Source organism: Pseudoalteromonas sp. T1lg48, from assembly GCF_002964785.1.
Classification (GTDB): Bacteria; Pseudomonadota; Gammaproteobacteria; order Enterobacterales; family Alteromonadaceae; genus Pseudoalteromonas.
On the sequence record NZ_PQCC01000022.1, the window covers coordinates 356902 to 370318 of the forward strand.

Below are 13417 nucleotides of genomic sequence, written 5' to 3' on the forward strand. Positions count from 1 at the left end.
CCCAGTTATTCCGCTTATGATTTCTTAATCTTTTTAATATCCAGCATGTGCGCACCATGGGCTATTTTGGTTTCCAGGTACGCCTGATTGCCGGTTTGCCCCACCTTGATATGAGCATGGGTACCAACCACGGCCTTCACGTCGATGCCGTTGTCACGCAGTGCATCAAGCTTCTTCGGGTTATTGGTCATCAGCTTAACCTGAGTGATACCCAGTGCCTTAAGCATTAAAACAGCATCGGAGAAATCTCGCAGATCATCGGCAAAACCCAGGTGATTATTAGCTTCGTAAGTGTTCATGCCTTGCGACTGCAACACATAGGCATCAAGTTTATTGTATAAACCAATGCCACGCCCTTCCTGACGTAGGTAGAGCAGCACCCCACCCTGTTCGTGCATTAGCTCGATGCTCTCATTGAGTTGCTCGCCGCAATCACAGCGGCTGGAGTGGAAAACGTCGCCGGTTAGGCACTCGGAGTGCATGCGGATCAGGGGAGTTTGCTGTTCATCCGCTTGGTTAAAAATTAAGGCAACATGCTCCTGACCATCTTTTAATCCGCTAAAAGACACTATTTCCGCAGGAATATCACTTTTTTTGCCCACATTTAAATGGACCCTAGCTCTGACTTCGGCCACGACGACTCACTCTGTACAATAAACAATTGTGATAATATAACAAAGCCAATCTCAAAGATCAGCCTGTACTACTTAGTAAATGGGGTCAATGATAACATGAAACAAGTGGCCCTAGCGACGCCCAAACACACAATTCAGACCGACAATAAGTTATGCTATGGTTAATGACATACATAATCGAAGGACGTTAAGCTGGCTAACATAGCAGTTGGTAGGGATACGTTTAGTAACAACAGGAAGATACATGATGAAAACCACCAGCGCGGCAGTCGTTGCCGCAATCGCACTGTTTTGCGCCCCCATGAGTATGGCTCAGGCCGAGACCACAGATATTGCCGCTCAACAGCTCTTGGTCGACCGTTTTAACGCCGAGCCAATGCAATTATTGGATGTGCGAACCAGTGAAGAATACCAGCAAGGCCATATCAAAGGGGCCATCAACATCAGTCATACTGTCTTGGCAGATCATCTTGGAGAACTCGATAAAGAACGCCCCATAGTGGTTTACTGCCGCAGTGGCCGCCGCGCCGCCATGGCTATCGACATTTTACAAGAACAGGGCTTTAAACAGGTTTACCACCTTGAAGGTGACTGGCTCGGCTGGCAAAAACAGCAATTGCCAGAAATCACCCAGCCGTGATCAAGGCACTTAAAGGTACGGGCTCTCGTTTGCTGACCTGATTGGCCTGCGCCAAAAACAGCTCGGCGGTGGCCAAGGCATCGCTGAGCGCATCATGAGACGTATGCGCCATCAATCCATAACGCTGACGACAGGCATCCAAAGACAGGGCATCAAAAGCAATATCTGCGCCCTGACGCGCTAATCGACGCTGCTCGATTTTCAGGGTATCCAAGGTAATACGCGGTAACTGTACCTGGTGCTCTTTACACACACGCTGTAAAAAGCGGGTGTCGAGCAGGCTATTGTGAAACACTAAAATGCTTTCGGCACACACGGCACTAAAGCGCTCCAGTATTTGTGCCATGGGCAAGCCCTCCGCTTGCAAGCGTTCGGCGGTAATCCCGTGGTAAATGGGCGATTGCGCCAGCTCCAACACCCCCTGATGTAGCAAGTGACCGCTTTGACTAAGCTTTATGCGCTGCTGCTCAATTACCACCCAGGCCAGCGATACCACCTCATGTTCTTTAGGATTTAAGCCGGTTAATTCCAAATCCACCACCACAAAACGATGGTTAATCCAGGGCTGCGACAGACCGTAAGGGTCAAAGCCTAATTTCGACTTTACTTGCTGCCACCATGAGTAGGTCATAACTACAGGCTCCCGCGCGCAAACTTAAAGCTCGCCGCCTGCTGTGCCTGGCGGATAAGGTAAAACGCCTCTTTCAATTGATGGCGCTCTAAGGAAGTCAAACCGTCCGGGTTTATACAGTTACTGGGCAAGGGTTCGTTATCGAGCTGAGCGCGCAAGCGCAACTGGGTGAGATAACGCCAACAGTCCTTAAGATCAAAAATATCCTTTTTTGACAGCCACTGAGTTTTGGTCAGTGCATCGAGGCGCTCCAAGGTGCTGGCATGGCGAATATTGGCCTGCAAGGCATAAAGGCGGACAATATCATTGATGATCACGATACCGCGACGCTTTAAATCTATGTACTTGTGGCGATCGGCATCGGCCTCGGTCTTTAACTGATTGAAAAGCCCGATGGGCACCGAGTTAAGGTTTAACTCGCTGGCCAGGGCACGATAAAAGAGCTGGTCGGGTTTAAGTGCCGACAGGGCTTCACTAAAGGTGGCAAATAAATCGCTTGAACCGCTAATAAAGCGAATATCGAAGAAGATCTTACAATTAAGCATGGCCTCTGGCGTCGGACTGGCCAACCAGCGCTCAAACTTATGCAGCCAGCCATTAAGACTCAGACGACAGTCTTCATTGCTGGCCATAATATTACCCGGGCAGCGCCTGATGCCGCACACATCCAGCTGTTGGCAGACAAACTCGCCCATGGCCTTAAAGTATTCAAGTTGCGATTCGTCGAGATCGTTGGGCAACAACAGGCCATTATCCTGATCCGAGTGCAGGGTTTGCTCTTCACGGGCCTGAGAGCCAAAGCAAATCCAGCTAAAGCGCGTCGGAGCATCGCCATGACGCTGCTGAAACAGCTGAATTAAACGCGTGGTAAGCGCATCACTGATGCCGCTCAGCAGTTTGCCAATCAGGCTGATGTCATCGATATGATAGGCGAAGCCTTCAAGCAGCTCGGGCACCTCCTGGGCGTAACGTTTTAAATCGGCAACCCCACTGGCCTTGTAGATACGGCCAATCAACTGCACCGGATCGCTTTTTTGCTGGCGCAGCAAGTCGGTGGAGGTAACCATGCCAAGGGGCTGGTGTTGCTCGTTTAATACCGGTAAATGGTGAATGTTATGTTTGAGCATCAGGTGCATGGCCGAAAACACCCGGTTATTTTCAAAAATGAACTTGGGCTCGACACTCATAATTTCGGCGATGCTGCGTTGTGGATCCACGCCTTCGGCCAACACCCTGGAGCGCAAATCTCGGTCGGTCACCACACCAATCAATCGCGCTTCCTTGCCTTCGCCCAGGGTCACCATAATGGATGACACCCGATGCGCGCTCATGGTTTGTGCACACTCGCGAATACTGGCATCGGGCGTTAGGGTAATGGCTTGGCGGGTCATCAGCCGGGCAATTTTTCGCTCCGACCAGCTGTCGCCATGGTGTTGATACTTGGAAGACAAGAGTCGATTTGAGTGAGCACGGACAAAGTATTGCTCAAAGGCCTTATATTCATGGCGCAGATAATCGAAGTCCGCTTGCGAGAGCATATAGCTAAGGCTTCGCGCTTGACCTCGATGCGGTTTTTTATGGTTTCGCCGCTGAGCAAGGATGGGTAACCGAAATAATCGCCGCTGGTTAAACGAGCGATAGGCTCACCATCGGCGGCCACCAGCTCAATAACACCACTGCGTAATAAGAATAACTTGGGATGAGCCGAGTCCAGCCATTGATGCTGATTTTCCCGGGTGACATAAATTACCTCAAGATGGTGGGTAAAATAATCACAGGCGGAGCCCGGCAAGGCATTAAACGGTGCTTGCTGGGTCACAAAGTCAAAAATATCCTGATGCTGGGCACTCATAATCCACGTCCTAAAAACACATGTGGTAACAAGAGTAAATCTAGGACCTATTTGACGACAAAAAAAGCCCGACCTTGGTCTAAGGTCGGGCTTATGATCTGCGAGTTTGGTTAATGCACCTTAGTGCGCATGGGCCGTTGCAGAACCTTTAGGATTACGAATACCCTCAACCATTTCTTTGATCTCATCCGGGGTTTCTGCGGTCATGCGTTGTACCACGGCAGCCACAAAGAAGTTAACCATCATACCAACCAGGCCGATACCCTCGGGTGAAATACCGAATAGCCAGTGCTCGGCGCTGTTTAGCTCTGGACTCACAAACTTGAAGAAGATGATGTATGCGGCGGTAAAACCGATACCCGTTACCATGCCGGCAATGGCGCCTTCTTTGTTCATGCGTTTTGAGAAAATACCCATGATAATTGCAGGGAAGAAACTCGCCGCCGCAAGACCGAAGGCAAAGGCCACCACCGAGGCTACAAAGCCTGGGGGGTTAATACCAAAGTAGGCGGAGATACCTATGGCTACCATGGCCGCCAGACGCGCCGCCAACAGCTCTTGCTTATCGTTGATATCCGGTTTCAAGGTACGTTTCAATAAATCGTGAGAAACCGAGGTCGAAATAACCAGTAGCAGACCTGCAGTCGTCGATAGCGCCGCGGCAATACCACCGGCGGCCACCAAGGCAATCACCCAGGCCGGTAGGTCGGCAATTTCAGGGTTGGCAAGTACCATGATATCGCGGTCTACACTCACTTCATTGGCGCTGGCTGGATCATCAACCTTACCCGCAGAATAGTGCATGCGACCATCGCCGTTTTTGTCGTTGAAGGTGATAAGGCCGGTTCTTTCCCAGTTTTTAATCCACTGTGGCGCTTCTTCATACAAGGTGCCGCTGCCGTCTTTACCATTGATGGTATCGATCATGTTCACGCGAGCGAATGAGGCAACCGCGGGAGCCGTGGTATATACGATGGCAATAAAGACCAGAGTCCAAGCCGCCGAGATACGGGTATCGCGAACGCGAGGCACGGTGAAGAAGCGTACGATGACGTGAGGAAGACCCGCGGTACCCACCATGAGTGCACCGGTGATCGCAAATACGTCAACCATACTCTTGGAACCTTCGGTGTATTGGGCAAACCCGAGCTCGGTACTGAGACCATCAAGCTTGTCGAGCAAATAGAGTCCGGAACCATCGGACAAGGTACCACCGAAGCCGGTTTGTGGTAACAGGTGACCCGTCATCATCAGGGAAATAAAGATAGCCGGTACCAGGTAGGCGAACACCAACACGCAGTACTGTGCCACCTGAGTATAGGTAATGCCCTTCATGCCGCCGAGCACGGCGTAGAAGAATACGATCACCATGCCGATGTACACACCTGTCTCAATGTCTACTTCCAGGAAGCGCGAGAACACCACGCCCACACCACGCATCTGACCGGCGATGTAAGTAAAGCAGATAAAGATGGCACAGAAGATGGCAACCACACGAGCCGCCTGTGAGTAGTAACGGTCGCCGATAAAGTCCGGCACCGTAAATTTACCGAATTTACGCAGGTAAGGTGCCAGGCACAGTGCCAGCAGTACATAACCACCGGTCCAACCCATAAGATATACACCGCCGTCATAACCGGCAAAGGAGATGATCCCCGCCATGGAAATAAACGACGCCGCACTCATCCAGTCTGCGGCCGTAGCCATACCATTGGCTAAGGGTGGTACGCCACCACCGGCAACATAGAATTCATTGGTTGAGCCGGCACGCGCCCAAATGGCGATACCTATATAGAGCGCAAAGCTCAGGCCAACAATTAAAAAGGTAAGTCCTTGAACATCCATCATTTTGCTCCTTATTCGTCTACGCCGTATTTCTTATCTAACGCATTCATTTTGTATGCGTAGACAAAAATAAGAGCTACAAAGGTGTAAATTGCGCCTTGTTGTGAAAACCAAAAGCCCAGTTTAAACCCAAAGAATCGTACTTCGTTGAGTACGTCGACTAACAAAATGCCAAAGCCAAAAGAAACGACAAACCACACCACCAGTAATTTAAATACCAGGCTGAGGTTTTCACTCCAATAGGCCTTCGCATGTTCTGCATCTTTAAAAGCCATTTTGTATCCCCTTTACATCACACCCAAAGGCATGAACGGTTGTTATCGTCACTTTTGAATCTAGCAATGCTTTGCCTAGAGGAAATTCAGACCTTAGTCGTAACAAAAAGTTAACCTTTAGAGGTAATGATGGGGATACTTGAAAATAACCAATAAAAACATAAGGATAAAAACAATTTCAGAGGCTGTAGAAGTGACAGGTTCGGCGTTTATTGGGATTAATACATTAGTCTAATAACCCTTAGTCGCATGGCTTAGCCCGACAAAATCACTGCTATTCGCCATGGGCTTTTGCTATGGTAGGGGTACTAATAAAAATTACCCCAGCACCATGACCTTAGCTTTAATTCTCGTTTCCTTGGCCTATATATCAGTGTTGTTTTGGTTAGCCAACTGGGGCGACAAGACCACGCCCTGGGCCAAATACATCAGCCACCACCCCTTTGTGTATGCCTTGGCGCTGGGGATCTATTGTACGTCCTGGACCTATTACGGTTCTGTGGGCACCGCCGCCAGTGATGGCTGGAATTATCTGCCTATTTTGCTCGGACCCATCTTGTTGTTTGTGTTTTTCCAAGGCTTCTTACGCAAACTGGTGCTGGTCAGCAAAAAACAGAATATCACCACCATTGCCGACTTTATTTCGGCACGCTACGGCAAGCGGCAACTGACGGCGATTCTAGTCACTTTTATCGCCCTGATGGCCACTATTCCCTATATTGCCCTTCAGCTTAAAGCCCTTTCCAGCAGCTTCTTATTATTGCCAGGCGGCTCAGAGGTGTCCGGCCCGGTGCTTGCCCTCGGGGGCGCCTTGATCATGGCGGTGTTTGCTATCTTCTTCGGTACCCGTAAGGTGGATGTGACCGAATACCGTTCGGGGCTGATGCTGGCGGTGGCCTTTGAATCCTTGGTCAAGCTTATTGCCCTGGTTTTTGTCGCCGGCCTGGCCCTGTACACCCTTTACTCCCTGCCGGATTCGGTGTCTTTGGAGACGGTATGGCGGCACTGGCAAGAATCACAGGTGCTAAATTTTGGTTTTATAGGCCAGACCCTGATGGCGGCGGCGGCCATTATCTGCCTGCCGCGACAATTTCATGTCACTGTGGTCGACAACCAGGACATCCGCCACCTGCGAACCGCGCGTTGGGCGTTTCCGCTTTATTTACTGCTTATTGCACTGATGATCATTCCCATTGCCAGTGCCGCCATCATGCCGGAAATCGGCCATGGCCATAGCGCCGACAGCTTTGTCTTGGCCCTGCCACTCAGCAGCGGTCACAGTATTTTAACCACCTTTGTCTTTATCGGTGGCCTCTCGGCGGCCACCGCCATGATAGTGGTAGCGACCCTGACCCTAAGCACCATGATCTCCAACGACGTAGTGCTTCCGCTGTTACTTAAGCGTAAGTTTCGCCGCAGCCATATCAATAGCAGTTACCGCTCGCGCATTTTATTGGTCCGCCGTTTTACCATAGGGGCCATCCTGCTGCTCTCTTACCTTTATCAACAGCTCTTTGGTCACGGCGAAACCCTGGCTTCCATGGGTCTGGTGGCATTTTCTCTGGTCACCCAACTGCTGCCGGCCATAGTCGGTGGTCTTTATTGGCGCAAGGGCCATGCCTATGGCGTCTATGCGGGCCTGACCGCCGGCGTAGTGTGCTGGACCCTGTTTCTGCTTATTCCGATCATGAACACCGCCGCGGCACTTGACAGTGGCGCCCAGCAAAACCTGATCACTCAGGGCACCCTAATCGCTTTGTTTGCTAATATTTGCTGCTATATCAGCTTTTCATTGGGGGCTCAGGAGCGCCTTATCGACCGCATTCAGGCCGCCGCCTTTGTAAACCCCATGGAGCAGATGAATTTTGCCAAGCGCCTGAATAAGAATGTTGATGCCACCGTGTATGACTTTAAGGTGCTGCTGCAAACCTTTCTTGGCGCCCAGCGCAGCACCCAGGTGCTGGCCCATTACAGCCTGACCGAAGACATAGACGATAATAACGCCCAGCCTTCCAATGAATTTATCGCCTATTGCGAGCGCGCCCTGACCGGGGTGCTCGGCGCTTCTTCCGCCCAGGCCCTGATCCAAACCGTGGCCAGTGGCAAACAGCTGGCCTTTGAAGAAGTGGTCAACTTTTTCGATGAGACCACACAGGCTCTGCGTTTTAACCAAAACCTCTTGTTTACCTCGTTGGAAAATTTGAGTCATGGTATTTCCGTGGTCGATAAGGACCTTAATCTGGTGGCCTGGAACAAGCGCTACGCGCAAATGTTCGACTACCCGGAGGGTTTCTTACAACAGGGCCAACCCATCGAAGAAGTGATCCGCTATAACGCCATGCGCGGTGAATGTGGCCCCGGCGAAATCGAACACCATGTGGAAAAGCGGGTACGCCACCTGCGCAACGGCAGCCCCCATCACTTTATTCGCCATCGCCGTAACGCCCAGGTGTTTGAAATGATCGGTAATCCGTTGCCTGATGGCGGCTTTGTAACCAGTTTTTCAGATATCACCGCGCACATGGAAACGCAAAACGCCCTGGAAGAGATCAACATGGACCTGGAGAACCGCATTGAAGCGCGTACCCAGGAAGTCAGAGCCATGAACCAGGATCTTAAGGCACAAATTGCCAGCCGAGAGCAAACCGAGCAGGCGCTGAAGGCTGCTAAACTGGAGGCGGAGCGTGCCAACGACAGTAAAACCCGCTTCCTGGCACTGGCCAGTCACGATATTCTCCAGCCCTTGAACGCCGCACGCCTCTACCTGGCGTCCATGGATGAACAGGAGCTCAGCGCCCATAACGCCAACAGCCTGGCTAAATTAGGCGATAGCCTGGACAGTACGGTGCACCTGATGTCGGCCTTGCTGGACATTGCCAAGCTCGACCAAGGGGCCATGTCGCCAACGCCGCGTCACTTTCATATCGATGATATTCTTGCCCCCTTGGTCAATGAATACGCCATCTTATGCGCCGATAAGGGCCTCAAACTCTCGCTGCGCTCCAGCAATGAGGTGGTGCACAGCGACACCACCTACCTAAGGCGGATCATTCAAAACCTGGTGTCCAATGCGGTGAAGTATACCCCCAGCGGTAAGGTCTTGGTTGCCTGTCGCCGCCGTAAGCATCACCTCAGCATAGAAGTATGGGATACGGGGTTAGGCATTACCGAGCACGAGCAACAAAAAATATTCGATGATTTCTACCGGGTCGAATCCGGCGATAACAAGGGCGTGGGCCTGGGACTTGGGGTGGTAAAACGCATGGCCGAACTGCTGTCTCACCGCCTTAGCATGCGCTCGCAATTCGGTAAGGGCAGTTGTTTTAAGGTGGAAGTCCCATACGGCTCGCGGGCACGTATTCAGAGCTCAAGCCTGCCTGCGGCCAAGACCGCAAGCCAGTCCCACTATGATGTGCTGGTAGTCGATGATGAAGCCGCCAATATCGAAGCGATGCGCCACCTGCTCACCAAATGGGGTGCCCGTTGTCATGGCTGTCAGGGGGCCGAGCAGGCGCTGGCAGTAGCCAAGAGTGACGCCAACATCGACATTATCTTTATGGATTATCAGCTTGGTGAGGACGACGACGGCCTCGCCCTGATAGCTGATATCCGCGCCCTCAGAGGCAAGGAGATACCGGCCATTTTGATCACCGCGGTGCGCGACGACCAGCTAAAACTGGCGGCGAAAAAGGCCGGGGTGCATTATTTATCTAAGCCGGTTAAACCCGCCAAGTTAAAGGCCTTACTTAACCATTCCTTATAACGCGTGCATGATTGCCATATGCCGATAACCCTGAGCATAATGGCAAGGCGTGTAACACGAATAGGAATGAGGAATGAAAAAAGTTTTACTGGCACAGTGCCCGGACCAAGAGGGGCTTATCGCCAAGATCACCGGCCTGTGCTTTGAGCATGGCCTGAATATCACCCGCAACAATGAGTTTGTCGACAAGGCCCATGGCCGCTTTTTTATGCGCACCGAACTCGATGGCGATTTTAGTGATATCGACTTAGTAACACAGCTACAAGACATCTTACCGAGCAACTCTATGCTGTCGCTCCATGGCAGTGAGCCCACCAAGGTCGTATTGCTGGCCACCAAGGAAGCCCATTGCCTCGGCGGGGTCTTATTAAAATGCTTTGAGCAGGCTTTAAATATCGAGGTACTAGCGGTGATCGCCAATTACCCTGACCTGCAACCCCTGGCACAGGGCTTTAATGTGCCCTTTCACTGCATTAGCCATGAAGGCCTAAGCCGCAGCGAGCATGATCGCCTGGTGGCCGATAAAATTGCCGAGTACAATCCTGACCTGATTGGCCTGGCCAAGTATATGCGCATTTTAAGTCCGGAGTTTGTTGCCCGCTTCAGCGGACGTATCATTAATATCCACCACTCTTTCCTGCCCGCCTTTATTGGTGCCAAGCCCTATCACCAGGCCTTCGAGCGCGGTGTCAAAATCATTGGTGCCACCGCGCACTTCGTCAATGATGAGCTCGACGAGGGGCCGATTATTCTGCAGCAGGTAACGAATGTCACTCATGCGGACGGTGCACAAAGCATGGCGAAGAAAGGTCGTGATGTCGAGAAGCTGGTGTTTTGTAAGGCCTTGGAGCTGGCCGCCGAGCATAAGCTCTTTGTTAATGACAACCGCACCGTGGTGTTTGATTAGACTGGCGTTCGATGGCGCTGGCTTTTGTGGGCAAGGCTGTGTTTCAGCCTTGCCTGTCAGCCCTATTTTTTCTGATTATTATTGGCTTTCCATGGCCTCAAGCTGCAACTTGGAGGCAATTAATACCGCCTGGGTGCGATTATAAACTCCGAGCTTACGGAAGATGGCGGTAATGTGTGCCTTCACCGTGGCCTCGGAAATATTCAACTCATAGGCGATTTGCTTATTGAGCAAGCCTTCGTGTAAATAACTAAGTACCCGATATTGCTGTGGCGTTAATGACGCAACCTGTGCCGCAAGCTGCTTATCCTCACCACTGATGGCTTCCACCTTGTCTTTAATATCCGCCGGTAACCAGACCTCGCCCTCTAGAATTTCATTGATGGCGTCGGCGATTTCCTGTGCCGATGACGACTTGGGAATGAAGCCCATGGCGCCATAGCCCATAACCTTAGACACCACCTGCAAGTCTTCGCTGCCGGACACCACGGCGATAGGTAAATCCGGATAATCTTCGCGAATGCGGATCAAGCCATACAAGTCGCCATTGCCCGGCATATGCAAGTCCAGCAGCAGAATATCCAGGTCTTCATGCTTATCGAGCACCGCCAAGGTGGTGTCAAAGGTATCCGACTCCAGCACTTCCAAGGGCTCAAATTGCTTGGTCAGCGCGCCCTTCAGGGCTTCTCTAAATAATGGGTGGTCGTCCGCTATTAAAAACTGACTCATGCTGCGCTCCTAAAAAAATCGGCCATTACCTAAGGTAACAGCCGATAGTCTACGTTTAGAATCATTCTTTAATCAAGCTCTTAACGATTAATTAACGATTCAAGCGGTTTTCAATAAGCTCATCAACCACACTCGGATCGGCCAAAGTTGAGGTATCTCCAAGCTGTTGGTACTCGTTGGCGGCGATCTTGCGTAAAATACGGCGCATAATCTTACCGGAACGGGTTTTCGGCAGACCCGGCGACCACTGGATCATATCCGGCGAGGCAATGGGGCTCAGCTCTTTACGCACCCAGTTACGTACCTCTTTGGTGAGCTCGTCGCTCACGACCACACCGTCGTTTGGCGTGATGTATACATAGATGCCCTGACCCTTGATATCGTGCGGGTAACCCACCACCGCCGCTTCGGCCACGGCCTCATGGGCAACCAGTGCACTTTCGATTTCCGCGGTGCCTAAACGGTGACCAGAAACATTCAGTACATCGTCCACACGACCGGTGATCCAGTAATAATCATCTTCGTCGCGGCGACAACCGTCACCGGTAAAGTAAACGCCCGGATAGGCAGAGAAATAGGTTTGTTCAAAACGTTCATGGTCGCCGTATACGGTACGTGCCTGCGATGGCCAGCTATCAAGGATAACCAGGTTACCATCCACGGCCCCTTCCAGGGTGTTGCCTTCAGCATCAAACAAGGCCGGTGCAATACCGAAGAAAGGTCTGGTTGCCGAGCCCGGCTTCATATCTGTGGCGCCCGGTAATGGCGTGATCATGATGCCGCCGGTTTCCGTTTGCCACCAGGTATCCACGATTGGACATTGGCTGTTACCAATATGCTCATAATACCAGGCCCAGGCTTCTGGGTTAATTGGCTCGCCCACCGAGCCCAGCACACGAAGGCTGGTGCGCGTTGAGCTGGCCGTTGGCTCGTCGCCCTTGGCCATCAAGGCGCGAATGGCGGTTGGCGCCGTATATAAAATAGTGACCTGATGCTTATCGACGATTTCCCCCATGCGTCCGGCGCTTGGGTAGGTCGGCACGCCTTCAAAAATAACCTGAGTGCAACCATTAACCATGGGGCCATAGGCAATATAGCTGTGACCCGTGATCCAACCCACATCGGCACTACACCAGTAGACATCGTCTTCATGCAGGTCGAATACATATTCGTGGGTCATAGAACTGTAAACCAGGTAACCACCCGTGGTGTGTACCACCCCTTTGGGCTGGCCCGTTGACCCCGAAGTATAAAGGATAAAGAGCGGGTCTTCGGCGTTCATTACCTCAGGTTCGCACTCGCTTGGTAGATCGGCAACCAACTCATGCCACCACACGTCAACATCGTTCCACTGCACCTCACCACCGGTAAGCTGATGCACTATCACATGCTCGACCGTAGTCACGCCAGCTTGGCTAACCGCTTCATCAACATTAGCTTTAAGGGGGACGCAATTGCCGCCGCGGCGACCTTCGTCGGAGGTGATCACTACTTTAGCGCCACTGTCTTTAATACGATCGGCAATGGCCGAAGGCGAGAAGCCACCAAACACCACGGAGTGCACCGCGCCGATACGGGCACAGGCTTGCATGGCATAGACCGCCTGAGGCGTCATCGGCATGTATATGGCAACACGGTCGCCTTTTTGTACGCCCAACTTACGCAGACCATTGGCCAGCTTGCAGACTTCATCATGAACCTGCTGGTAGCTGATATGCTCGCTTTGACTCGGGTCATCGCCTTCCCAAATCAACGCCGTTTTATCGGCCTTATCTTTTAGGTGGCGATCAATACAGTTATAGGAGGCGTTAAGTTGACCGTCTTCAAACCATTTAATGCTGATATGGCCTTTATCGAATGAGGTATTTTTAACCTTAGTATAAGGGGTGATCCATTCTAGACGCTGGCCGTGCTCGGCCCAAAATGCTTCTGGGTCGTCGATAGATTGTTGATACATAGCTTGGTATTTTTCGTTATCGACTAATGCGTTGTTTTTGATGTTTTCAAAAACCGGATAAATGCTCTGTGACATAACCGTCTCCATATGTTTTGTTGCCATTAGGCCTGCCCACAGCATTACTCAGGGCCACGTCTTGCAGTATTAGACCTTAGTATAGAATCGCCACGACCGTTGCAATTT

The 13417-nt window shown here is 51.4% G+C and carries 9 protein-coding genes and 1 pseudogene; 3 read left to right on the forward strand and 7 right to left on the reverse strand.

What is annotated here, in order from left to right; translation table 11 throughout:
• Positions 1–14: 14 nt before the first annotated feature.
• Complete coding sequence (locus C2M29_RS15350) at positions 15–635, reverse strand: GTP cyclohydrolase II (protein WP_105190618.1); 621 nt, start codon at positions 633–635, stop codon at positions 15–17.
• A 244-nt stretch (positions 636–879) separates the two neighbouring features.
• On the opposite strand from C2M29_RS15350, the gene C2M29_RS15355 reads away from it, so the two are divergent.
• Positions 880–1275 carry a rhodanese-like domain-containing protein gene (locus tag C2M29_RS15355; protein WP_105190619.1) on the forward strand — a complete coding sequence of 132 codons (396 nt, stop codon included), beginning with the start codon at positions 880–882 and terminating at the stop codon, positions 1273–1275.
• Here C2M29_RS15355 and C2M29_RS15360 read toward each other — a convergent pair.
• The 4 genes and pseudogenes from C2M29_RS15360 to C2M29_RS15375 form a co-directional block, all read right to left on the reverse strand.
• A complete protein-coding gene (locus C2M29_RS15360) occupies positions 1262–1906 on the reverse strand; it encodes a 3'-5' exonuclease (protein ID WP_105190620.1) in 645 nt (214 codons plus the stop codon). The genes C2M29_RS15355 and C2M29_RS15360 overlap by 14 nt on opposite strands.
• A 2-nt stretch (positions 1907–1908) precedes the next feature.
• A pseudogene (locus tag C2M29_RS15365) lies at positions 1909–3758 on the reverse strand (DUF294 nucleotidyltransferase-like domain-containing protein).
• Between the two features lie 120 nt (positions 3759–3878).
• Positions 3879–5603 carry a sodium:solute symporter family protein gene (locus C2M29_RS15370; protein ID WP_105190621.1) on the reverse strand — a complete coding sequence of 575 codons (1725 nt, stop codon included), beginning with the start codon at positions 5601–5603 and terminating at the stop codon, positions 3879–3881.
• An 11-nt stretch (positions 5604–5614) separates the two neighbouring features.
• The gene (locus C2M29_RS15375) at positions 5615–5878 is read right to left on the reverse strand and encodes a DUF4212 domain-containing protein (protein WP_105190622.1); all 264 of its coding nucleotides are present in this window, start codon (positions 5876–5878) and stop codon (positions 5615–5617) included.
• 331 nt (positions 5879–6209) lie between these two features.
• Here C2M29_RS15375 and C2M29_RS15380 point away from each other — a divergent pair, with 331 nt between their 5' ends.
• Both C2M29_RS15380 and purU read left to right on the forward strand, forming a co-directional pair.
• Positions 6210–9641, forward strand: coding sequence for a PAS domain-containing hybrid sensor histidine kinase/response regulator (locus C2M29_RS15380; RefSeq protein ID WP_105190623.1), 3432 nt, complete (start codon positions 6210–6212; stop codon positions 9639–9641).
• 73 nt (positions 9642–9714) lie between these two features.
• Positions 9715–10548, forward strand: coding sequence for a formyltetrahydrofolate deformylase (purU, locus tag C2M29_RS15385; RefSeq protein ID WP_105190624.1), 834 nt, complete (start codon positions 9715–9717; stop codon positions 10546–10548).
• A 78-nt stretch (positions 10549–10626) separates the two neighbouring features.
• Here purU and C2M29_RS15390 read toward each other — a convergent pair whose 3' ends face one another.
• Positions 10627–11277: a response regulator transcription factor gene (locus tag C2M29_RS15390; RefSeq protein ID WP_105190625.1), complete on the reverse strand. Its 651-nt coding sequence runs from the start codon at positions 11275–11277 to the stop codon at positions 10627–10629.
• A 91-nt stretch (positions 11278–11368) separates the two neighbouring features.
• A complete protein-coding gene (acs, locus tag C2M29_RS15395; protein ID WP_105190626.1) occupies positions 11369–13309 on the reverse strand; it encodes an acetate--CoA ligase in 1941 nt (646 codons plus the stop codon).
• Positions 13310–13417: the final 108 nt, after the last annotated feature.

What these genes read in the sequence shown, in the direction of transcription:
- C2M29_RS15355 (WP_105190619.1), top strand. Translation starts at nt 880, where the DNA reads ATGATGAAAACCACCAGCGCGGCAGTCGTTGCCGCAATCGCACTGTTT.
- C2M29_RS15360 (WP_105190620.1), bottom strand. Translation starts at nt 1,906, where the DNA reads ATGACCTACTCATGGTGGCAGCAAGTAAAGTCGAAATTAGGCTTTGAC.
- C2M29_RS15370 (WP_105190621.1), bottom strand. Translation starts at nt 5,603, where the DNA reads ATGGATGTTCAAGGACTTACCTTTTTAATTGTTGGCCTGAGCTTTGCG.
- C2M29_RS15375 (WP_105190622.1), bottom strand. Translation starts at nt 5,878, where the DNA reads ATGGCTTTTAAAGATGCAGAACATGCGAAGGCCTATTGGAGTGAAAAC.
- C2M29_RS15380 (WP_105190623.1), top strand. Translation starts at nt 6,210, where the DNA reads ATGACCTTAGCTTTAATTCTCGTTTCCTTGGCCTATATATCAGTGTTG.
- purU (WP_105190624.1), top strand. Translation starts at nt 9,715, where the DNA reads ATGAAAAAAGTTTTACTGGCACAGTGCCCGGACCAAGAGGGGCTTATC.
- C2M29_RS15390 (WP_105190625.1), bottom strand. Translation starts at nt 11,277, where the DNA reads ATGAGTCAGTTTTTAATAGCGGACGACCACCCATTATTTAGAGAAGCC.
- acs (WP_105190626.1), bottom strand. Translation starts at nt 13,309, where the DNA reads ATGTCACAGAGCATTTATCCGGTTTTTGAAAACATCAAAAACAACGCA.